22 protein-coding genes are annotated in these 22,704 nt (G+C 54.0%); 19 read left to right on the top strand and 3 right to left on the bottom strand.

Annotated features, from left to right (window positions below; genetic code table 11):
• Positions 1-29: 29 nt before the first annotated feature.
• From ACX9GT_RS21860 to ACX9GT_RS21785, 16 genes are all read left to right on the top strand, one after another.
• Positions 30-191 carry a DUF1328 domain-containing protein gene (locus tag ACX9GT_RS21860; protein WP_473188688.1) on the top strand — a complete coding sequence of 54 codons (162 nt, stop codon included), beginning with the start codon at positions 30-32 and terminating at the stop codon, positions 189-191.
• Positions 192-251: 60 nt separating this feature from the next.
• Positions 252-437, top strand: coding sequence for a CsbD family protein (locus ACX9GT_RS21855; protein ID WP_473188687.1), 186 nt, complete (start codon positions 252-254; stop codon positions 435-437).
• Positions 438-526: 89 nt separating this feature from the next.
• On the top strand, positions 527-1,318 hold the full coding sequence (locus tag ACX9GT_RS21850) for a TatD family hydrolase (protein WP_473188686.1): 792 nt from the start codon (positions 527-529) through the stop codon (positions 1,316-1,318).
• 180 nt (positions 1,319-1,498) lie between these two features.
• Positions 1,499-2,776, top strand: a complete 1,278-nt coding sequence (locus tag ACX9GT_RS21845; RefSeq protein WP_459401206.1) for a NupC/NupG family nucleoside CNT transporter — start codon at positions 1,499-1,501, stop codon at positions 2,774-2,776.
• A 473-nt stretch (positions 2,777-3,249) separates the two neighbouring features.
• On the top strand, positions 3,250-4,029 hold the full coding sequence (gene deoC, locus ACX9GT_RS21840; protein WP_473188685.1) for a deoxyribose-phosphate aldolase: 780 nt from the start codon (positions 3,250-3,252) through the stop codon (positions 4,027-4,029).
• Positions 4,030-4,076: 47 nt separating this feature from the next.
• Positions 4,077-5,399, top strand: coding sequence for a thymidine phosphorylase (deoA, locus tag ACX9GT_RS21835; RefSeq protein ID WP_473188684.1), 1,323 nt, complete (start codon positions 4,077-4,079; stop codon positions 5,397-5,399).
• Positions 5,400-5,465: 66 nt separating this feature from the next.
• The gene (gene deoB, locus ACX9GT_RS21830) at positions 5,466-6,689 is read left to right on the top strand and encodes a phosphopentomutase (protein ID WP_473188683.1); all 1,224 of its coding nucleotides are present in this window, start codon (positions 5,466-5,468) and stop codon (positions 6,687-6,689) included.
• A 31-nt stretch (positions 6,690-6,720) separates the two neighbouring features.
• The gene (gene deoD / locus ACX9GT_RS21825; RefSeq protein WP_473188682.1) at positions 6,721-7,452 is read left to right on the top strand and encodes a purine-nucleoside phosphorylase; all 732 of its coding nucleotides are present in this window, start codon (positions 6,721-6,723) and stop codon (positions 7,450-7,452) included.
• A 138-nt stretch (positions 7,453-7,590) separates the two neighbouring features.
• A complete protein-coding gene (gene yjjJ / locus ACX9GT_RS21820; protein ID WP_473188681.1) occupies positions 7,591-8,934 on the top strand; it encodes a type II toxin-antitoxin system HipA family toxin YjjJ in 1,344 nt (447 codons plus the stop codon).
• A 414-nt stretch (positions 8,935-9,348) separates the two neighbouring features.
• A complete protein-coding gene (locus ACX9GT_RS21815) occupies positions 9,349-10,476 on the top strand; it encodes a tail fiber domain-containing protein (protein ID WP_473188680.1) in 1,128 nt (375 codons plus the stop codon).
• Positions 10,477-10,580: 104 nt separating this feature from the next.
• Positions 10,581-12,671: an S-type pyocin domain-containing protein gene (locus ACX9GT_RS21810; protein ID WP_473188679.1), complete on the top strand. Its 2,091-nt coding sequence runs from the start codon at positions 10,581-10,583 to the stop codon at positions 12,669-12,671.
• Between the two features lie 16 nt (positions 12,672-12,687).
• The gene (locus ACX9GT_RS21805) at positions 12,688-12,978 is read left to right on the top strand and encodes a hypothetical protein (protein WP_473188678.1); all 291 of its coding nucleotides are present in this window, start codon (positions 12,688-12,690) and stop codon (positions 12,976-12,978) included.
• Positions 12,979-13,104: 126 nt separating this feature from the next.
• The gene (locus tag ACX9GT_RS21800) at positions 13,105-13,815 is read left to right on the top strand and encodes an S-type pyocin domain-containing protein (RefSeq protein WP_473188677.1); all 711 of its coding nucleotides are present in this window, start codon (positions 13,105-13,107) and stop codon (positions 13,813-13,815) included.
• A 15-nt stretch (positions 13,816-13,830) separates the two neighbouring features.
• Complete coding sequence (locus ACX9GT_RS21795; RefSeq protein WP_473188676.1) at positions 13,831-14,106, top strand: hypothetical protein; 276 nt, start codon at positions 13,831-13,833, stop codon at positions 14,104-14,106.
• Positions 14,107-14,232: 126 nt separating this feature from the next.
• Positions 14,233-14,835, top strand: coding sequence for an S-type pyocin domain-containing protein (locus ACX9GT_RS21790; RefSeq protein WP_473188675.1), 603 nt, complete (start codon positions 14,233-14,235; stop codon positions 14,833-14,835).
• On the top strand, positions 14,832-15,098 hold the full coding sequence (locus ACX9GT_RS21785; protein WP_473188674.1) for a colicin immunity domain-containing protein: 267 nt from the start codon (positions 14,832-14,834) through the stop codon (positions 15,096-15,098). Before ACX9GT_RS21790 ends, ACX9GT_RS21785 begins: the two co-directional genes overlap by 4 nt.
• A gap of 196 nt (positions 15,099-15,294) precedes the next feature.
• Here the strand turns inward: ACX9GT_RS21785 and ACX9GT_RS21780 are convergent, their stop codons facing one another.
• Positions 15,295-15,963: a YtjB family periplasmic protein gene (locus ACX9GT_RS21780; protein ID WP_459401211.1), complete on the bottom strand. Its 669-nt coding sequence runs from the start codon at positions 15,961-15,963 to the stop codon at positions 15,295-15,297.
• A 102-nt stretch (positions 15,964-16,065) separates the two neighbouring features.
• Between ACX9GT_RS21780 and serB the strand changes: the two genes are divergently transcribed.
• The 3 genes from serB to nadR are packed head-to-tail and all read left to right on the top strand — an operon-like array spanning position 16,066 to position 19,756.
• Positions 16,066-17,043, top strand: a complete 978-nt coding sequence (gene serB / locus ACX9GT_RS21775) for a phosphoserine phosphatase (RefSeq protein ID WP_459402713.1) — start codon at positions 16,066-16,068, stop codon at positions 17,041-17,043.
• Positions 17,044-17,045: 2 nt separating this feature from the next.
• Positions 17,046-18,431: a DNA repair protein RadA gene (gene radA, locus ACX9GT_RS21770; protein WP_473188673.1), complete on the top strand. Its 1,386-nt coding sequence runs from the start codon at positions 17,046-17,048 to the stop codon at positions 18,429-18,431.
• Positions 18,432-18,490: 59 nt separating this feature from the next.
• On the top strand, positions 18,491-19,756 hold the full coding sequence (gene nadR / locus ACX9GT_RS21765) for a multifunctional transcriptional regulator/nicotinamide-nucleotide adenylyltransferase/ribosylnicotinamide kinase NadR (RefSeq protein WP_473188672.1): 1,266 nt from the start codon (positions 18,491-18,493) through the stop codon (positions 19,754-19,756).
• A 35-nt stretch (positions 19,757-19,791) separates the two neighbouring features.
• Here the strand turns inward: nadR and ACX9GT_RS21760 are convergent, their stop codons facing one another.
• Both ACX9GT_RS21760 and ettA read right to left on the bottom strand, forming a co-directional pair.
• Positions 19,792-20,793 (bottom strand): zinc-binding alcohol dehydrogenase family protein, encoded by a 1,002-nt coding sequence (locus ACX9GT_RS21760; protein ID WP_473188671.1) that lies wholly within the window; start codon positions 20,791-20,793, stop codon positions 19,792-19,794.
• Between the two features lie 72 nt (positions 20,794-20,865).
• Positions 20,866-22,533, bottom strand: a complete 1,668-nt coding sequence (gene ettA / locus ACX9GT_RS21755; RefSeq protein WP_473188670.1) for an energy-dependent translational throttle protein EttA — start codon at positions 22,531-22,533, stop codon at positions 20,866-20,868.
• Positions 22,534-22,704: the final 171 nt, after the last annotated feature.

Genomic DNA, 22,704 nt, shown 5'->3' with positions numbered 1-22,704 from the left:
CTATTGCGCCCCAGCGTAAGGAGAAGCTCATGTTTCGTTGGGGCATTATATTTTTAGTCATTGCGTTGATCGCGGCCGCGCTGGGCTTTGGTTCGCTGGCTGGCACCGCCGCCTGGGCGGCTAAAATGGTGTTTGTGGTGGGGATCATTCTGTTCCTGATCAGCCTGTTTACCGGCCGTCGGCGCCCTTAACTTTTCTCTCAAAGTGTCACAAAGTTTAATTCCTTTTCTCGTTGTCTGGAGAGTTCAGTCATGAATAGCGACATCATTGTCGGCCGCTGGAAACAGTGGAAAGGCCAAGTCTGGCAGGCGTGGGCAGAGTTTTCCGGTAGTGACTATGCCTGGTTGATCGGGAGTAATGACTGCCTCTCCGGCGTATTGCAAGAAGATTACGGAAGAGATCAGGAAGAGTTATCCTCAGAAAAACAGCCACATTGAGGAAACAGGGTTGGGATACCGGCAGCCCAACTGACCACGGCGAAAATCCTTCTGCCGGGTGATCCCTCTGCTGGTGATGGAGGCGCGCTGTGAATTACGTTTTTACCGATACCCACTGCCATTTTGATTTCCCGCCGTTTAGCGGCCACGAAGACGAAAGCCTGATGCGGGCAGCGCAAGCCGGTGTGCAGCGGATCATTGTGCCTGCGGTAACGGCGGATCGTTTCGCTCTGGTGCTGAAACTGGCGCACGATCATGCGCCGGTATTTGCCGCGCTGGGGTTGCATCCGTTGTATATCGCGCAGCATCAGGATGAACAGCTTGAGCAGTTGGCGGGTTTGCTCGCCAGTCAGCCAGCCAAGCTGGTGGCGGTGGGGGAGATAGGGCTGGATCTGTATATGGAAAACCCCCGGTTCGATCGCCAGCAGGCGTTGCTCAAGCAACAGCTGGCGTTGGCAACGCGCCACGATCTGCCGGTGATCCTGCATTCCCGCCGTAGTCACGATCCACTGGCGGCCGCCTTGCGCCGGGCCGATGTGCCGCGCCGTGGCGTGGTACACGGTTTTGCTGGCAGCCTGGCACAGGCACAGGTGTTTATCCGGCTGGGGTATTACATCGGCGTGGGTGGCACGATCAGTTACGAACGCGCGCAGAAAACCCGCAACGTGATGGCACAGTTACCGCTCGAATCATTGCTGCTGGAAACCGATGCGCCGGATATGCCGCTAGCGGGCTATCAGGGGCAAGCGAACCGCCCTGAACGGGCCGCCGATGTGTTTCAGGTGCTGTGTCAGTTGCGGCCCGAACCGCCCGATGAAATCGCCCATCATCTGCAACAAAACACCCTGTCTTTATTCGGCTTGACGCCGTACATCGCCTAAAATGTGACTTAAATCACGTTTTGTAATTTTCATTTGCACCTTGTTGTATTCATCTGTGACATATAATGAGGCGAATTTCTCCACGCTCAGTATAATTGCGCCCCGTTATTGACTCCTAAGCACCCCTGCGGGTTCACCGAACAGGGATGCATTACTTTTTCGCAACAGGGATATTCTCACATGCAACTCATCATGAGCCTGGTCGGTATGGTGGTACTGATCGCCATTGCTGTGCTGCTTTCCAGCAACCGACGCGCTATTAAACTGCGTACCGTGCTCGGGGCATTTATCATTCAGATCGCCATTGGCGCGCTGGTGCTGTACGTACCGCTGGGCCGCCGTATTCTTGGCGGCATGTCTGAAGGGGTGGCTAACGTCATCGCTTACGGCAATCAAGGCATCTCTTTCATCTTTGGCGGCCTGGTTTCCGACAAAATGTTCGAGGTGTTTGGCGGCGGCGGTTTTGTGTTCGCGCTGCGCGTACTGCCGGTGATCGTGTTTTTCTCCTCGCTGATCGCAGTGCTCTATTATCTGGGCATTATGCAACTGGTGATTAAAGTGCTTGGTGGCGGCTTGCAGAAACTGCTGGGCACCTCGCGCACCGAATCGCTGTCGGCAACCGCCAATATTTTCGTGGGGCAGACCGAAGCGCCCTTGGTGGTGCGGCCGTATATCGCTACCATGACGCAGTCTGAACTGTTTGCGGTGATGTGCGGTGGTTTGGCTTCGGTGGCTGGTTCGGTGCTGGCGGGCTATGCCCAGATGGGCGTGCCGCTGGAGTATCTGATCGCCGCATCCTTTATGGCTGCGCCGGGCGGATTGCTGTTCGCCAAGCTGATGGTGCCGGAAACCGAGAAAACCCACGACCAAGACGACGCGATGAAGCTGATCGCCGCAGAAGATCGCCCGGCCAACGTGATTGACGCGGCGGCTTCGGGTGCGGCTTCGGGGATGCAACTGGCAATGAACGTGGGCGCGATGCTGCTGGCGTTTATCGCCCTGATCGCCTTGCTGAACGGTATGCTGGGTGGCATTGGTGGCTGGTTCAACTTCCCGCAGCTGTCGCTGGAACTGATCTTGGGGTGGGTCTTCTCCCCGATCGCCTTCCTGATCGGCGTGCCGTGGAGTGAGGCGATGGTGGCCGGTTCGTTTATCGGCCAGAAGGTGATCGTCAATGAGTTCGTAGCCTATATGAACTTTGGTGCTTATCTGCGCCCGGACGACGTGGTTGCCGCCGACGGCTTGCAGGTGCTGTCACAGCACACCAAGGCAATTATCTCCTTTGCGTTGTGCGGCTTTGCCAACCTCTCTTCCGTGGCGATTCTGCTCGGTGGCTTGGGCAGCATGGCGCCGAACCGTCGGCACGATATCGCACGCTTTGGCCTGAAGGCCGTGGCTGCCGGTACGCTTTCTAACCTGATGAGTGCTACCATCGCCGGGTTCTTTTTGGCGCTGTAAGCTAAACTAGAAACATCCCCCAGCATGTTTTGCTGGGGGATACCGCATGATTTCCTGATACGGGCATTCTGTAGCGCGCCCGCCATTGATTACCCGTCCGTTTAACGAGTTTGTGAACAAAGTCGCGTTATTTTGTGATTTAAATCACATATAATCCCGGTTCGTTGCAGTGACATTTCATATTATGTGAATCGGAGCACGTACCAGCCAAGGCTATCGTGTTCCAATACCGAAGGGCTATATGCGGTGAGAAGGATCTCAGTTGCCGCCGTGAGGGAGTTGCTCACGGGCTATCTTCAAGGAACCAAGTCCGCTCGCCAACATCTGAGTGCTTATACTCTAAATAATTCGAGTTGCATGTAGGCGGCCAGTCCGAGAGTCGCCAGGAGCATAGGCCACTATGTGACTGGTGCGAACGGGCGCAGCCAACACCCAGGCAACTTGAAGTATGACGAGTAAAGTTGGAGAGTTTTATGACCGAACTAACCGCAGCAGCGCAACGCGCGCTGAACCTGATGGATTTAACCACGCTGAATGACGATGACACCGACGAGAAGGTGATTGCGCTGTGTCGTCAGGCCAACAGCCCGGCAGGCCATACTGCCGCCATCTGTATCTATCCGCGTTTTATCCCGATCGCGCGCAAAACGCTGCGTGAGCAAGGGACGCCGGACATCCGCATTGCGACCGTGACCAACTTCCCGCACGGCAATGATGACATCGATATCGCGCTGGCAGAAACTCGCGCGGCGATCGCCTACGGGGCTGACGAAGTGGACGTGGTGTTCCCTTATCGCGCCCTGATCGCTGGTAATGACAAAGTCGGTTTTGAGCTGGTGCAACAGTGCAAGCAGGCCTGTGCCGCCGCCAACGTCCTGCTGAAAGTGATTATCGAAACCGGTGAACTCAAGCAGGCGGCTCTGATCCGCCAAGCCTCCGAAATTGCCATTAACGCCGGGGCGGACTTTATCAAAACCTCCACCGGTAAAGTGCCGGTTAACGCCACGCTGGAAAGCGCTGAACTGATGATGACGGTGATCCGCGATCTGGGCGTCAGCAAAACCGTGGGCTTTAAGCCTGCCGGTGGCGTGCGCACGGCGGAAGAGGCGCAACACTATCTGCAACTTGCCGAGCGTATTCTAGGGGAAAGTTGGGCCGACGCGCGCCATTTCCGCTTCGGTGCCTCGAGCCTGTTGGCCAGCCTGCTGACGACGCTGGGGCATAGCGCCCAAGCCGCTGGCAACGGTTACTGATTGCGCGTTGGCGCGGTGAAATTAAATAGCTCAAGCAGGGGGATGCCTTGTTCCTGGCGCAAGAAATAATCCGTAAAAAACGTGACGGCCAGCCGTTGAGCGAAGCGGAAATCCGCTTCTTCATCAATGGGGTGCGTGACAATGTGGTTTCCGAAGGGCAGATCGCCGCGTTGGCGATGACCATTTACTTCCACGACATGAACATGGCGGAGCGCGTGGCGCTCACCATGGCGATGCGCGATTCCGGCACGGTGCTTGATTGGAAAAGCCTGGCGCTGAACGGCCCGATTGTCGATAAACATTCCACCGGCGGCGTGGGCGATGTGACTTCGCTGATGCTCGGCCCGATGGTGGCGGCCTGTGGTGGCTACGTGCCGATGATTTCCGGCCGTGGTTTAGGCCACACCGGCGGCACGTTGGATAAGCTGGAGGCCATTCCGGGCTTCAATATTTTCCCTGATGACAACGCATTCCGTAAAATTATCAAAGACGTCGGCGTGGCGATTATCGGCCAAACCAGTTCGCTGGCTCCGGCGGATAAGCGTTTTTACGCCACGCGAGACATTACCGCTACCGTCGACTCCATCCCGCTGATCACCGCCTCTATTCTGGCGAAGAAACTGGCGGAAGGGCTGGATGCGTTAGTGATGGATGTCAAAGTGGGTTCTGGTGCCTTTATGCCGACTCATCAGCTTTCGCAAGATCTGGCGCAGGCGATCGTCGGCGTAGCCAACGGTGCGGGGTGTAAAACCACCGCGTTGCTGACCGACATGAACCAGGTGCTGGCCTCCAGCGCAGGTAACGCGCTGGAAGTGCGTGAAGCGGTGCGCTTCCTGACCGGTGAATACCGCAACCCGCGCCTGTTGGAAGTCACCATGGCGCTGTGCGTGGAAATGCTGCTTTCCGGCGGCTTGGCAGCCGATGACGCAGATGCCCGCGCCAAACTGCAAACGGTATTGGACAACGGCAAAGCGGCGGAAGTGTTTGGCCGCATGGTGGCGGCACAACAGGGGCCGGTGGACTTTGTGGAGCGTTACGACAGCTACTTGCCAACGGCCACCTTGAGTAAACCCGTCTATGCCGAAAAGCCGGGCATCATCACCGCGATGGATACCCGCGCGCTGGGCATGGCGGTAGTGGCGTTGGGCGGTGGCCGCCGCCGCGCTACCGACAATATCGACTACAGCGTCGGCCTGGCGGAGATGGCGCGCTTGGGAGATGCCGTGGGTACGCAGCGCCCGCTGGCGCTGATCCACGCCAACGATGAAGAGAGTTGGCAACAGGCAGCAGATGCGGTGCGCAGTGCAATAGCGATGGGCGATAAAGCCCCGGCAACCACGCCGGTGGTATATCAGCGCATCACGCAATAACCGCGATTTTTAAAGAATCAGGAGCGGTAGCGGTTTTTTCGCTGCCGCCCACAGCAGGAGAACAGAATGAAACGCACCTATATTATGGTACTGGACTCATTCGGTATTGGCGCCAGCGCCGACGCCAAACGCTTTGGTGACGAAGGTTCCGATACCCTTGGCCATATCGCGGCAGCCTGTGCGCGTGGTGAAGCCAACGTAGGCCGCAGCGGCCCGCTGACGCTGCCAAACCTGAGCCGCCTGGGCTTGGGCAAAGCGGCGCAAGAATCTACCGGCAACTTCCCGGTAGGATTGGACCCAAACGCTGAGATCATCGGTGCTTACGGCTATGCCAGCGAGCTTTCTTCCGGTAAAGATACGCCGTCCGGCCACTGGGAGATCGCCGGTGTCCCGGTGCTGTTCGAGTGGGGCTATTTCAAGGATGAGCACAACAGCTTCCCACAGGAACTGCTGGACAAGCTGGTGGCGCGCGCCAACCTACCGGGCTATCTCGGCAACTGCCACTCTTCTGGCACGGTGATCCTCGATCAACTGGGCGAAGAGCACATGAAAACCGGCAAGCCGATCTTCTACACCTCGGCGGATTCGGTATTCCAGATCGCCTGTCACGAAGAAACCTTTGGTCTGGATCGCCTGTACGAACTGTGTGAAATCGCCCGCGAAGAGTTGACCGAAGGCGGCTACAACATCGGCCGCGTGATTGCGCGCCCGTTCCTCGGTGACAAGCCGGGTAACTTCCAGCGCACTGGTAACCGCCACGATCTGGCGGTGGAGCCCCCGGCCCCAACCGTGCTGAAGAAGCTGGTGGATGAAAAAGGCGGTGAAGTGGTTTCTATCGGCAAGATTGCCGATATCTATGCCAACGTCGGTATTACCCAGAAAGTGAAGGCCAACGGCATCGATGCGCTGTTCGATGCCACGCTGAGCGAAATGGAAAAAGCCGGTGATAACACCATCGTGTTCACCAACTTCGTTGATTTCGACTCATCTTACGGCCACCGCCGCGACGTGGCCGGTTATGCCGCTGCGCTGGAGTTGTTCGATCGCCGCTTGCCGGAACTGCTGGAGCGCGTTACGGGTGACGACATCATCATCTTTACCGCCGATCATGGTTGCGACCCGACTTGGGCGGGCACCGATCACACCCGCGAACACATCCCGGTGCTGGTATATGGCCCGAAAGTGAAGCCGGGTTCGCTGGGGCACCGTGAAACTTTCGCCGACATCGGCCAGACCGTCGCCAGCTATTTTGGCCTGTCGCCGATGGATTATGGCAAAACCCTATTTTAAGACTTTTTAATAAGAATTGAGGGAAGAGATTATGGCTACGCCACATATTAATGCTGAGATGGGTGATTTCGCTGACGTGGTGCTGATGCCGGGCGATCCGCTGCGGGCAAAATACATCGCTGAAACCTTCCTGGAAGGGGCGGTGGAAGTGAACAACGTGCGCGGCATGCTGGGTTTCACCGGCACCTACAAAGGCCGCAAAATCTCGGTGATGGGCCACGGCATGGGCATCCCGTCCTGTTCCATCTATGCGCGTGAACTGATCGCCGAATTCGGCGTGAAGAAAATCATTCGCGTCGGCTCCTGCGGTGCGGTGCGTGATGATATCAAACTGCGTGACGTGGTGATCGGTATGGGTGCTTGCACCGATTCCAAAGTGAACCGTATGCGTTTTAAAGATCACGACTATGCCGCGATTGCTGATTTCGACATGGTGCGTAACGCGGTGGATGCGGCGGCGGCGCAGGGCATCCCGGCGCGCGTGGGCAATATTTTCTCTGCCGAACTGTTCTATACGCCAGATCCAGATATGTTCCAGGTGATGAAGAAGTACGGCATTCTGGGTGTGGAAATGGAAGCGGCGGGCATCTACGGCGTGGCCGCAGAGCTGTACGAAGAGTTCGGTTGTAAAGCGCTGACCATTTGCACCGTGTCCGATCACATTCTGCGTCACGAAGCCACCACCGCCGCAGAGCGCCAGACCACCTTTAACGACATGATCGTGATCGCGCTGGAATCCGTGTTGCTGGGCGACAAAGCGTAAATACCTTGTGGGCGCAGGACGCTGCGCCCCTTCACTAATCTATTCATCTCTCCGCAAGCCTATCTTACTAATCCTTTACCTTTCCGCTAATTAGCGCTATTACTTTATTCACCCATCTATTCACTACTCTATTCAGCGATGAGCACTGTCGAACAAATCTTGCGTCATAGCCCGGCCACGGCCCAGGAGCTTACCGGCGCACTGGGCATCAGCCAGCCCACGCTATCGCGCCGGATCCGCGCTTTGGCGGGGGCGGTGCTGACCATCGGTAAAGGCCGGGCGACGCGCTATGCGCTAAGGCGTGATGTCAGCGGTGAGTCGCACTTCCCGCTGTACCGTATCGATGAATTGGGTAAGGCGCATGGGTTTGCCACGCTCTATCCCGTGTATCCAGCGGACAGTTGCGCAGTGCGCAATGAGCAAAGCGGTGAATGGCAACTGTATGAGGGCTTGCCTTGGTATCTGAACGATCTGCGTCCGATAGGTTTTCTTGGCCGTGCCTGGGGCAAAGCCGCTGCCCGGCAACTCCGGCTGCCGGAAGATGTCCTGCGATGGAATGAAGATCAGCGTTTGCAGGCGCTTTGCCACTATGGTGAGGATATGAGTGGCGATCTGTTGCCGGGGGCGGGCAGCTATCAACGCTGGCTGACGCGCGATGCTGAGAACCCGGTTCCGTTGGCGGACAAAGCCGCTCATTACGCTGCTCTTTCTGCACAGGCGTTGGCGGGAGAACTGATCGGATCTTCCGCCGGTGGTGAGCAACCCAAGTTTATCGTTTATGCCGAACTGGCAGGCGCACGTTGTGGTCATGTACTGGTGAAATTTAGCGCCGCGCCGGAGAATATCATTGCCCAACGCTGGAGTGATTTACTGATCGCCGAGTCATTAGCGTTGCAGGTGGTGGCGGAGGCCGGGTTGCCTGCTGCACCCGTCAACGTGCTGTTTGGTGAGAACCGGCAGTGCTTTTTGGAGCTTGAGCGTTTTGATCGCGTTGGTGAGTATGGCCGCGTCGCCATGGTTTCGCTGGAGGCTCTGGATGCCGAATTCAGCGGCAGCGGTGGCGCTAACTGGGTCGCGGCGGCTGAATGGCTATTACAGCAAGGGATCATCAATCCTCATACTTACCAGAAAATCGCCCTGTATTGGGCGTTTGGTCGGTTGATCGCCAACAGCGATATGCATCAGGGGAATCTGTCGTTTCTGCGCCCGCAGCAGCGGCCCGTGGAGCTGGCACCGCTGTATGACATGTTGCCAATGGCGTTTGCGCCCGCCAATAGCGGCAATATGCGGCAAGATGCGTTGGAGATCGGCTTGAGCAATGAAGTCAGCGGCGCAGTTTGGCGGCAAGCAGAGCTGATGGCGTTGGAGTTCTGGCAACGCACGGCGCAACACCCGCAGATCGGCAAGCCATTCCGCACCATCGCCACACAAATGCAAATGCAGATCCAAACGCTGAATGAACGCATTCAGCGTTTGGCTTAAAGCCTATCCTTTCACTTGCCATTTTAGCCCTGGGTAGTGCTCGGACAAAGGTTTTAGCTTTTGAACGCCCGTAAGGGCGAACGCAGTGAGTCATTCTAGCAACCTGCAATAGAAAACGACCTAACCTGCAATCCTCCATCTTTGACAGCCCACATTGTTTGCAAGTTTTGCGGCCTGAAGTTGTTTTTATTACCGTGGTATTTCTGATAACCCTGCAAATCTCTCTCCATTTTTGTATTAGCCACCACACAACAAACCTCAATCGATACTTTTCTCATACATGAATAAAATGCTGTTCATGCATACAGTTGTTGCTGTGTGTTTTACTGGTTTGACAGCAGAACAAGTGTGAACTCTGGGACTACGAACGCTGTTAACCGTCAGAAAATAGGCTGTAAAAAAAGGAAAATAACCATGGCTGAAGAAAAGAAAAATGCTCAAGTGCTGAACGGTATGAATGACGATATTACGGAGCTGAAATCACTGTCCACGTTGCGTAAGCGCGTCATCAGTGACGGTGAAGTTGTATCGAAAACACCAAACGGTTTTCGTCTGGCATACGGAAATACCGGCGTGATCCTGCGTAACGATGGGCAAGATTTTTATGCTCTGACCACACCAAGCGGTCAGGCACAGGACGGGCAGTGGAACGGCTTGCGGCCCTTCTCTTTCAATCTCTCCACCGGCAGGGTATCCCTGCGTAATGGCGTTGATATTGCAGGCGGGGCGATGGTATCCCATAACGACGGTATTGCTGCGGCGACTACCGGCCCAGCCTCTCTTATTAATGGTCAGACATATAACGTACCTGCCATCCATACGAATTTTACCAGTGGCAATGTGACCACCACGATGATGATGGGCTCCCGTATTATTCCAGGAAAAGAGGACACGGGGTTACTTTCCTACCGTGATTTATCGGGGCGTTGGAATGAAATTCAGGTAAAAGCAAACAGTGAACTGTCGGCAGGGCAGTTGGTTAAGCGTAATGCCAATGGATGGATTGTGGCAACAGGAAACCAGGTACTGGATAACAACACATTACGGATCACCAACGGGTTACAACTTCAGGGGGCCGGAAATCTGTCCGCCAGTTTCTCCCATATTGAACGAGTTGGGAATCACCACCTTGTGGCGCTTCAGGTCTCCAATGGTGGCGGAGAGGGTTGGTATGAATTCCGCAATAACGGTAATGCTTACACCAACGGCGCTTGGCTCAGCAGCTCCGATGCCCGTATGAAAACTGAAATTGTGAAGATCGATAGTGCGCTGGAGAAGCTGGGAAAAATCAACGGGTATACCTACCTGAAGCAGGGGGTACCAGAAGCCGGTGTTATCGCTCAGGAAATAGAAAACGTATTGCCTCAGTCCGTGACCACAACGGAGCTGAAACTGAATGACGGCAGTACTCTGAAGGATGCTCGGGGGATCAATATCAATGGCGTCGTGGCACTTCTGATTGAAGCGTTAAAGGAAGAGCGCGCAGCCAGGATTGAAGACCGACGTGAACTGGAATCTCGGTTAGCAGCGCTGGAAAGTTAGACTCCAATAAAAAGCGGGTAAACCCGATATTTTCTGATATCAGCCATGTTTTTATTGAATTTTTAAAACCAGGAAAACATGGCTCTGATTACAAGGATAAAGTAATGACGACACCTGTTGCTTATTATAAAAATGGTATGCCCTATGATTCAACAGGGCATGTTATTATAACTGTTACTAATGGGCCAACCCCTCCTACAGGGACGGTTCCTTCAGCACCACCAGCAAATGGTGGTCTGTATGTATCTGTACTGCCGTTCAGTGTAACACCGGTGCATTTACAAGGCAGATATAATGTAGAGTATATTCCTGGGCAAGGTCCTAAATATACTTATTACAGTGAATTAACTCAACTGCAAAAGATGTTTGATGACCAGATTGCAGCGGCAAAAAAACTTATCGTTGAACCTGTAACGCAGATTATTGGGCGAGCAATATCGTCTTTACAAGGAATGATTAATACACAAACAGGTGATGATAGCAGAGTATCAAGTGCTGGAAATCTCCTTGACGCAGCAATTAAAGGTTTACAAGATGCTAATAATGACCTTCAACTGTCTGAAAATCTTGTTACTCAAAAACACGATGCGGCTGAGAGAGCACTAAAAGAAGCAATACCTAAATTAGGCCTAACTAATGTTTCGCCAGCTGATTATGACCTTTTATTGACAAAGTATATGGACCAGGTGTCCCGTCGATATTGGGAAGAATACTCGGTAAAACCTCGAGTAGAAGAGTTTAATGCCAAACAGCGTTTACTCGCGTCATTAGATAATATCGCCATCATTATTAATGATGTTGTGTCAAAATCGAACACGCTAACGACAATAGTTAATCAAGTAAAAAGTGAAAGAGAAACTAAGGCAAAAGCCGAAGCAGAAGCCAGGGCAAAAGCTGAAGCAGAGGCCCGAGCGAAAGCCGAAGCAGAAACCAAGGCAAAAGCGGAAGCAGAAGCCCGAGCGAAACTCGCAGCACTGATGCTGGTAGCAGGTGTGAACCCCACGCCGATCTATACGTCGGAAATGGTTAAATCGGCTCAAGCTGCTTTGACTGCTGCGGGAAGGATGATACTGAATCGTGCCTCAGGGATGCTACAATTATCAACTATCGCTGAGGGTATTCTGACTACGACCAGTGAAGGTGCGGGCTCGATAGCCGGTGCGTTATGGCGAGGAGCCGTAGAGTTGAGCAGAATAGCCACGGTGAGCATGGTCGGATCAACAGTCGGTGCTCTTGTGGTAGGATTCTGGCCAACAAAAGTCGGTGAAGGTAGTGACAGGGTTCCTGGCCGTGACATTGGCATGTTTGCTGCTCAGGCTCAACTGTTTGCTGCTGGCAAAGTCAGCATTCAGCCTGAAATGACCTCGGTCAACTTACCTGTACGGGGTTTGCTGGTGACGGAGAATGGCCGCCAGTATGTCAGCCTGGTTAAAACGGGGGTAAACGGTGTCTCTGCGAACGTGCCGGTGTTGAGGGCGGTACGTGATGTGAAAACCGGGCTGGATAAAGTCACGCTGCCAACCGTGGCAGGGGAACCGATAACCACCATCCTGATTAACCCGGTTCCGGTTGGGCCAGCAGCGCCACCTCATACCGGCAACAGTTCACCGGTACCGGTCATACCCACGCATACCGGTACAACGATAAGACAGGTGGACAGTATCGTTACAACCCCTATCCCGGTTGATGATCTCAAAGAAATTCGGGACTTCATCTATTGGCAGCCTGACGCCACGGGAAGCGGTGTTGAGCCGATTTATGTGTTGCTGAGTCGTCCTTATGGGGAAACCAACGCCAAGGGCGAACATAGCGGGCGTGACTACAATACGGACAAAGCAGGCGGTCCGATCCAGAATCTGGATTGGAAAGGGGCTAAGATTGACCGTGCAGGTGTGGATAAGGTTAAATTGCATGCTGGGCGGTTTGGTGAATCACCCGAAAATAAGGTGATGATCGATCGTCTGGAAAAAATCCTGAAAGGTGAACTGCAGGCAACCGATACCGACAAGCGTTTTTATACTCATGAAATGAGGGAGCTAGAACGTTATAGGAATCTTGGAGTTAAAGACGGTGAAGTTCCAAAAAATGATGCTGAAGTATGGAATAATACTCATACGGCAACGTTAGAGGATTATAAGTTGTCTTCTGATGATAATCTCTTATATACGCCAGAGGCGCTTAATTCACAGAAATAAATATTGAGGTGTAAAAATGATTGATTTTGATTTGATGGTCAAAAATGAGGCAATGGGGGATGTTGTTTTATTTTTGGTTGGCCGCGGAGATGACGGTATAGCGTATCCATCTATGGATAGATTTTTTGGCAGACATAAAGCTGCTGAAAAATATGATGCATATAACATAAAGTTAATTGAAGAGACAAAGCGACTTGAGGATAGTGGCCAGATTTTTTCTGCTAGAACCTATGGGTCTGGATATAAAAAAGGCCCGAACTGGAAAGCACCAAAATTCGTAACCGAGAAAAAATACGGTATCGAATAACAGCTCACCGCTTTCTGGTAGGTGCATTTTGAGTAACGCCCAACAAACGAGTGTTTGTTGGGCGTTTTCGTGATTGCGGTTTAGATTGTATCCGCGAACGTACCAGTGCTGAGGGCGGTACGTGATGTGAAAACCGGGCTGGATAAAGTCACGCTGCCAACCGTGGCAGGGGAACCGATAACCACCATCCTGATTAACCCGGTTCCGGTTGGGCCAGCAGCGCCACCTCATACCGGCAACAGTTCACCGGTACCGGTCATACCCACGCATACCGGTACAACGATAAGACAGGTGGACAGTATCGTTACAACCCCTATCCCGGTTGATGATCTCAAAGAAATTCGGGATTTCATCCTTTGGCAGCCAGATGCCACGGGAAGCGGTGTTGAGCCGATTTATGTGTTGCTGAGTCGTCCTTATGGGGAAACCAACGCCAAGGGCGAACATAGCGGGCGTGACTACAATACGGACAAAGCAGGCGGTCCGATCCAGAATCTGGATTGGAAAGGGGCTAAGATTGACCGTGCAGGTGTGGATAAGGTTAAATTGCATACTGGCCGGTTTGGTGAATCACCCGAAAATAAGGTGATGATCGATCGTCTGGAAAAAATCCTGAAAGGTGAACTGCAGGCAACCGATACCGACAAGCGTTTTTATACTCATGAAATGAGGGAACTGGAGCGTTATAGGACAGTGGGTGTTCCTGATGGTGTATCACCTGATGACGATGGTGCTACGTGGAATAATACTCATACAGCGACGTTGGAAGACTACAAATTAAGTAGCGAACGCTCTCTGCTATACACGCCAGAAGCATTAAAAGCTGGTGAGGAATAAATTTAGAGGTGATATATGATTGATTTTAAACCTATGTTTGAAAATGAACAAATCCGGGACATAGTTTTATTTTTGTCAGGACGAAAAGAAAACGGTATATCTCATCCTCAGTTAGATGGATATTGCACTATGCATGGTAATAAACGCATATCAAACATTGAACTGATTGCATTAGTGAAAAGTATGCGAGAAAAAGGGGATATATCATCTAATGGGAAAGGTGGCTATAAAAAAGGCTCGAACTGGAAAGAGCCAAAATTTGTGACCGAGAAAAAATACGGTATCGAATAAAAGCTCACCGCTTTCTGGTAGGTGCATTTTGAGTAACGCCCAACAAACGAGTGTTTGTTGGGCGTTTTCGTGATTGCGGTTTAGATTGTATCCGCGAACGTACCAGTGCTGAGGGCGGTTCGTGATGTGAAAACCGGGCTGGATAAAATCACCTTGCCGACATTGGCAGGGGAACCGATAACCACCATCCTGATTAACCCGGTTCCGGTTGGGCCAGCAGCGCCACCCCATACTGGCAACAGTTCACCGGTACCGGTCATACCCACGCATACCGGCACAACGATAAGACAGGTGGACAGTATCGTTACAACCCCTATCCCGGTTGATGATCTCAAAGAAATTCGGGACTTCATCTATTGGCAGCCTGACGCCACGGGAAGTGGTGTTGAGCCGATTTATGTGTTGCTGAGTGAACCGCTTGACTCTGGGCGTTTTACTCGTAAACAATTGGATAAGAAGTTTAAGCATGCCATCGATTTTGGTATCAATGACACGAAGAAAAACCGTGAAACCTTGACTAAGTATCGTGATGCCATTGAAGCTCATTTGGCAGATACGGGAACCGTTGAGAGAGGCACATACCGACGGGAAAAAGGTTCTAAAGTGTATTTTAATACGAAGACAATGAATGTTGTGATTCTTAAAGCTGATGAGAAATTCTTATCAGGATGGAAAATAAACCCTGACGCGGATAATGGCAGAATCTATTTGGAGACAGGTGATTTATGAACAAGATGGCAATAATTGAATTAGCTAAGGCTTTTTTGAATTCAAAAGTAACGGCTCTTCAGTTTTCTGAAGATATATGCGCTGTAAGAAGAGATCTATACGGAGTTAAAGATCAGGAGAAAAATACTTTGAATTGCGGTGAGGAGTTATTCATGGTGGCCGAAATTTATAATCCTGATTCCGATCGTGCAGATTATGAGCTGGACGAGACTGGATTAAGAAAGGAAGTAAAAGCGACGCTAGAAAAGTTCAAGCTGCTTTAATCTCCCGCTTTTTCTGAAAAGTGCATTTTGAGCAACGCCCAACAAACGAAGGTTTGTTGGGCGTTTTTATAACGGTGTTTTTATCGACGCGATAATTGGACGTTTCTCTACTTAGTTTCAAATAATGTGGGTTGAAAACCGCTGTTGATTGCAGGTCGAGCGGTTTCTATATCAGGTATACAGACAGGCCCTTAGCTCAGTCCTTTTTCGCTTCTTCTGGTTCTTCGGGCTTGTCGTCGTCGCTTTCTGCCAGCGGTGTATTAGCCGTCAGCAGGTACGGTGACTGTTGCCAGCGGCTGCGGCGGCCTTGCAGTAACGTACGGGCTAAAATAATGCCGATGGCCAATGCCAGCAGGATCATCAGGCGCAGCAGGTTGGTGGTGTTATCCACCTGTTTGGATTCGGTGCCCAGCACGTGGGTATCGAGCGTGACGCGGATAAAACCGATGGGGCCATCTTTGCCCTGAATCGACTCGACAAGCTGATGGTTGAAATAGCTGCCCGCGCGCTTGCCGTCGAGCGATAGGCGATCGCGCACGCTGATCTGTTCACCGGAATGGGCCACCAGCGTGCCGTCTAACTGATAGACGCTGGCGTCGAGGATCCTGCTGTGGTCGGTGAGCTGTTGCAGAATGCTGTCAATGCGCTGGTTGTCGATATCACCGTCATCATCCAGCAGCGGAGCCAGGCTAAAAGCCACCTGTTTGGTTAACGTTTGTGCCAGTTGTTCCACCTGTTCCGATCGCGCCATTTGGTGGCTCAGGCTAAAATAAGAGGCACCTTGCATCAGCATTACGAGCAAAGTCAGGCAAATCAGGATAATAGCGGTGCGGTGCAGGCGGAATTTCAGTTTAGCTTTAGCCATGCGGCTTCCTTGGTCTTTTGGACGCTTTATGTTGCCAGAAGCAAGGGCGATAGGATAGCTTTACCCGTCGTCTTTCAAGCTGCAGTTTTTCAGGAGTCAATGATGTCGAATAGTCTGACCTATTGCGATCTCCCTGCCGAGATCTCTCAATGGCCGGGTCTTCCCCTTTCGCTGAGCGGTGACGAAGTCATGCCGCTGGATTATCGAGCGGGCCATACCGGTTGGCTATTATATGGCAGAAAACTGGATAAAGAGCGCATTACCCAGTTCCAGCGCAAGCTCGGGGCGGCGATGGTGATCGTCACCGCCTGGAATGTCGAGGATTATCAGGTGGTGCGTCTGGCGGGCACGCTGTCTGCGCGCGCCAAGCTGCTGGCCGCCGAGAACGGGCTAGATGTAGCACCGCTCGGCAAGATCCCGCATTTGCGTACGCCGGGCCTGCTGGTGATGGATATGGATTCCACGGCGATCCAGATTGAATGCATTGACGAAATCGCCAAACTGGCCGGGGTGGGCGAGCAGGTGGCCGAAGTCACCGAGCGTGCGATGCGCGGTGAGCTTGATTTTACCGCCAGCCTGCGGCAGCGCGTCGGTACGCTGAAAGGGGCCGATGCCAATATCCTGAAACAGGTGCGTGATGAACTGCCGCTGATGCCGGGGCTGACCAGCTTAGTGTGCAAATTGCAGGCGCTGGACTGGCATGTGGCTATCGCCTCCGGCGGTTTTACCTATTACGCCGAATACCTGCGCGACAAGCTGAAACTGGTGGCGGTCGCGGCCAACGAACTGGAAATCCGCGATGGTAAATTGACCGGCGAAGTGCTGGGGCCGGTGGTGGATGCACAATATAAAGCCGACGTGCTGGTGAAGCTGGCAGAGAAACTGGGCATTCCGCCGCAGCAGACCGTGGCGATCGGCGACGGTGCCAACGATCTGAAAATGATGCAGGTAGCGGGGCTGGGCATTGCCTACCACGCCAAGCCTAAAGTGTATGAAAAGGCACAGGTGTCGATTCGCCATGCCGATCTGCTGGGGGTACTCTGTGTGCTCACCGGCAGCCTGAAACATGAGGTGAGGTAACCGTGGCTAAAGCAGCAAAACGGGCGTTTGTCTGTAATGAATGCGGTGCCGATTATCCGCGCTGGCAGGGGCAGTGCAGCGCTTGCAATGCCTGGAACACCATTACAGAAGTGCGCCTGGCTGCGGTGTCTTCATCTTCTGCCCGCACTGAGCGCTTCAGCGGTTATGCGGGCGATGCGGGTGTTAGTCGGGTGCAGAAGCTGTCGGACATCAGCCTGGAAGAGTTGCCGCGTTTTTCCACCGGTTTCCTCGAGTTTGACCGCGTGCTGGGCGGCGGCGTGGTGCCGGGCAGTGCCATTCTGATCGGCGGTAACCCCGGCGCGGGGAAAAGTACGCTGCTGCTGCAAGTGCTGTGCAAGCTTTCTGAACAGATGAAAACCCTGTACGTCACCGGTGAGGAATCGCTGCAACAGGTGGCGATGCGCGCTCACCGCTTGGGCTTGCCGACCGGCGGCCTGAATATGCTGTCGGAAACCAGCATCGAACAAATTTGCCTGATCGCCGAGCAGGAACAGCCAAGGCTGATGGTGATTGACTCGATCCAGGTGATGCATATGGCGGATATCCAGTCTTCGCCCGGCAGCGTGGCGCAGGTGCGTGAAACCGCCGCTTACCTGACGCGCTTTGCCAAAACGCGCGGCGTGGCGATCGTGATGGTCGGCCATGTCACTAAAGACGGTTCTCTGGCCGGGCCGAAAGTGCTGGAACACTGTATCGACTGCTCGGTGCTGCTCGACGGCGATGCCGATTCCCGCTTCCGCACTTTGCGCAGCCATAAAAACCGCTTCGGCGCGGTGAATGAGCTGGGCGTATTTGCCATGACCGAACAGGGCCTGCGTGAAGTCAGCAACCCTTCTGCCATCTTCCTCAGCCGTGGCGATGAGGTCACCTCCGGCAGTTCGGTGATGGTGGTGTGGGAAGGCACGCGCCCGCTGCTGGTTGAGATTCAGGCGCTGGTGGATCACTCAATGATGGCCAACCCGCGCCGCGTAGCGGTGGGGTTGGAGCAGAACCGTTTAGCGATCCTGCTGGCAGTGTTGCACCGCCACGGCGGTTTGCAGATGTCCGATCAGGACGTATTCGTCAACGTGGTGGGCGGGGTGAAGGTCAGCGAAACCAGCGCCGATTTGGCGTTGTTGCTGGCGCTGGTGTCCAGTTTCCGCGATCGCCCGCTGCCTGACGATCTGGTGGTGTTTGGCGAAGTCGGGCTGGCGGGGGAAATCCGCCCGGTGCCAAGTGGCCAGGAGCGTATCTCCGAAGCAGCGAAACATGGCTTCAAGCGCGCCATTGTGCCGCATGCCAACGTACCGAAAAAGCCACCAGCCAATATGCAGGTGTTTGGCGTGAAGAAGTTGGCGGATGCCTTGACCATTCTGGATGAGCTTTAGCAGTGTCCAACAGCGGGCATAATATGCTATTTTGTTTAGCATATTAAACAGGAGGGGTTATGCGGCAATTTGATTACCTAAAAGCGGCGATTAAGCAAAAAGGCTGTACCTTACAACAGGTGGCCGATGCCAGCAGCATGACCAAGGGCTATCTCAGCCAACTGTTGAACGATAAAATCAAAAGCCCAAGTGCGCAGAAGCTGGAAGCCGTACACCGTTTTCTGGGGTTGGAGTTCCCGCGCCGCGAGAAAAAAGTCGGTGTAGTGTTTGGTAAATTTTACCCGCTGCACACCGGCCATATCTACCTGATCCAGCGTGCTTGCAGCCAGGTGGACGAGCTGCATGTGATCCTGTGCCATGACGAACCGCGCGATCGCGAACTGTTCGAGAACAGCTCGATGTCACAGCAACCGACGGTCAGCGATCGCCTGCGTTGGCTGCTGCAAACCTTCAAATACCAGAAAAACATCCATATCCACTCCTTCGACGAAAAGGGCATTGAACCTTATCCGCACGGTTGGGGGGTCTGGAGCAACGGGATGAAGAACTTCATGGAGCAGAAGGGCATCGTGCCGAGCTTTATCTATTCCAGCGAAGAGCAGGATGCGCCGCGCTACCGCGAACATCTGGATATCGAAACTATTCTGGTGGACCCGGAACGCTCCTTTATGAACATCAGCGGCCGCCAGATCCGCCAGGATCCGTTCCGCTATTGGGACTATATCCCGACCGAAGTAAAGCCGTTCTTTGTGCGTACCGTGGCGATTTTGGGCGGTGAATCCAGCGGCAAATCGACGCTGGTGAACAAGCTGGCGAATATCTTCAACACCACCAGCGCCTGGGAATATGGCCGTGACTACGTGTTCTCCCATCTGGGTGGCGACGAAATGGCGCTACAGTATTCCGATTACGACAAGATCGCGCTCGGGCAGGCGCAGTACGTGGATTTTGCGGTGAAATATGCCAACAAAGTGGCGTTTATCGACACCGATTTTGTTACCACTCAGGCGTTCTGCAAAAAATACGAAGGGCGCGAGCATCCGTTTGTGCAGGCGTTGATCGACGAGTACCGTTTCGATCTGGTGATCCTGCTGGAGAACAATACGCCGTGGGTAGCCGATGGTTTGCGTAGCTTAGGGAGTTCGGTCGATCGCAAAGCGTTTCAGCACCTGCTGGAAGAGATGCTGTACGCCAACAACATCGAGTATGTACACGTAGAATCCAGCGATTATGAAGAACGTTTCCTGCACTGCGTTAAGCTGGTTAAGCAACTGCTGGCGGCGGATGCCAGCCGATTGGTGGGGGTTTCACCTCTGTCGCGCTGAAGGATGAGGGCGCAGCGGTCTGCGCCCTGACGTTATCAGTAAACAATCACTAACTTACCCTGCATATGGCCTTCCAGCAGCTTGGCGTGTGCGGCGGCCAGCGTTTCCACCGTCAGACCATGCAGCGTTTCGCTCAGCGTGGTCGTCAATTTCCCAGCATCCAGCAGTTGCGCCATTTGCTTGAGGATTTCCCCCTGCTGGGCGATATCCGGCGTGGTGTACATGCTGCGGGTAAACATGAATTCCCAATGCAGCGCGGCGCTTTTCAGCTTAAGCGCGTTCTGATCCAGCGGTTGGGTGTTCTCTACGATGGTGCAGATATGGCCGAGCGGGGCGATCACATCGCTGATGGCTGGCCAGTGGCCGTCGGTATCATTCAGGCACAGGATATAATCGACGTGCTTAATGCCTTCTTTGGCCAGATTGGCCTTCAGATCGCGGTAATTCACCACCAATTCAGCACCGCGCTCGCGGCACCAGGCGGCAGATTCTGGGCGTGAAGCGGTAGCAATCACTTTCACCTTGCTGCGCTGCGCGGCCAGCGGGATCGCCAGTGAACCCACGCCACCGGCCCCACCGATGATCAGCAGAGTTTTACCCGCGGCGGCATCCTGCACTTTCAGATGTTCAAACAGTGCCTCCCAAGCGGTGAGCGCGGTCAGCGGCATGGCAGCGGCCTCGGCCCAGTTCAGCGTGCGCGGCTTGTGCGCAGTAATGCGTGAATCGATCAGTTGCTGAGTGCTGTTGCTGCCTGGGCGGGTGATATCCCCGGCGTACCACACTTCATCGCCCGGCTTGAAATCTTCCACGCTGCTGCCGACTGCCAGCACTACGCCGCTGGCATCCCAGCCGAGAATGCGTGGTTGCTGCAAGCCGTTCTTTTGTAGACTTGCATGGACCTTGGTATCCACCGGATTGACGGAAACGGCTTTCACTTCCACCAGCAGATCGTACTGGCCCGGCGTGGGCTGCTCTGGGGCGATCTCGATAAAGCGGGTAGGGTTTTGCGGATCGACGGCAATGGCCTTGATTGACATGGCGCTGCTCCTTTGAATAGGTATTTACTCTAAGGGATAAGAAAAAGCCCGCAGAATGCGGGCTGAATCGGATTACTTGGTGACTCTTTTGTACTTGATACGGCGGGGTTCCAGCGCTTCGGCACCCAGAGTGCGCTTCTTGTACTCTTCGTATTCGGTAAAGTTACCTTCGAAGAATTCAATTTTGCCTTCATCCTGATAATCCAGAATGTGGGTGGCAATACGGTCAAGGAACCAACGGTCGTGCGAGATCACCATCGCGCAGCCCGGGAATTCCAGCAGGGCGTTTTCCAGTGCGCGCAGGGTTTCGATATCCAGATCGTTGGTCGGTTCATCGAGCAGCAGCACGTTGCCGCCAACCTGTAGCAGCTTGGCCAAGTGCAGGCGGCCGCGTTCACCACCGGACAGTTCACCCACGCGTTTGCCCTGATCGACGCCCTTGAAGTTAAAGCGGCCGACGTAGGCACGGCTTGGCATTTCGGTGTTGCCGATGCGCATGATGTCCTGGCCGCCGGAGACTTCTTCCCACACGGTTTTGGAGTTATCCATGCTGTCGCGGAACTGATCGACAGAAGCCAGCTTGACGGTATCACCTAGCACAATGCTGCCGGAATCAGGCTGTTCCTGATTGGACATCATGCGGAACAGCGTGGATTTACCCGCGCCGTTCGGGCCGATAATGCCGACAATCGCGCCCTTCGGTACCGAGAAGGAGAGATCGTCGATCAGCAAACGGTCGCCGTAGGATTTGCGCAGGTTGCTGACTTCCACCACTTTATCGCCCAGGCGTGCGCCAGGTGGGATAAACAGTTCGTTGGTTTCGTTACGTTTCTGGTATTCGGTGCTGTTCAGCTCTTCAAAGCGCGCCAGACGGGCTTTACCCTTAGACTGACGGCCTTTGGCACCTTGGCGCACCCACTCCAGCTCTTTCTCGATCGACTTGCGGCGTGCGGCTTCGGAAGAGGCTTCCTGCGCTAAGCGAGCATCTTTCTGCTCCAGCCAGGAAGAGTAGTTGCCTTCCCACGGAATGCCTTCGCCACGGTCCAGCTCAAGGATCCAACCCGCCACGTTATCGAGGAAGTAACGGTCGTGGGTGATCGCCACCACGGTGCCTTCGAAGTCGTGCAGGAAGCGCTCCAGCCAGGCCACGGATTCTGCATCCAGGTGGTTGGTGGGTTCGTCCAGCAGCAGCATGTCCGGTTTTTCCAGCAGCAGGCGGCACAGCGCAACGCGGCGGCGTTCACCACCGGAAAGGTTGGCGATTTTGGCATCCCACTCCGGCAGGCGTAGCGCATCGGCGGCGCGTTCAAGCTGGGTGTTGAGGTTATGACCATCGTGAGCCTGAATGATCTCTTCCAGGCGGCCCTGCTCAGCGGCCAGCTTGTCGAAATCGGCACCTTCTTCAGCGTACAGTGCGTACACTTCATCAAGGCGTTTCAGAGCCCCCACCACTTCGGCCAATGCTTCTTCTACCGATTCGCGAACGGTGTGTTCCAGGTTGAGCTGCGGTTCCTGCGGCAGATAGCCAATCTTGATGCCCGGCTGTGGGCGCGCTTCCCCTTCGATATCGGTATCGATACCCGCCATAATGCGCAGCAGGGTGGATTTACCGGAGCCGTTGAGGCCCAGTACGCCAATTTTGGCCCCAGGGAAGAAACTCAGGGAGATGTTTTTCAGAATATGACGTTTCGGCGGAACCACTTTGCCGACGCGATGCATGGTATAGACGTATTGAGCCACGTTGCTGCGAGCCTCTCTATCAGTTTTTATAGGATGTCTGGCGGCACGAGTGTAGCCCGTTTCAACCACGGATCCCAGACCCCCACGATGATCGCTAAGTATACCCGTTAATGCGCGTGGCAGGGGAATTTGCCGCTGATAAAGAAAAACGCCCGGCAGGTTTGCCGGGCG

Source organism: Serratia sp. YWN4 (assembly GCF_055790845.1).
The sequence above is the reverse complement of the archived record's forward strand: the minus strand, read 5'-3'. Positions and strand labels throughout refer to the sequence as shown.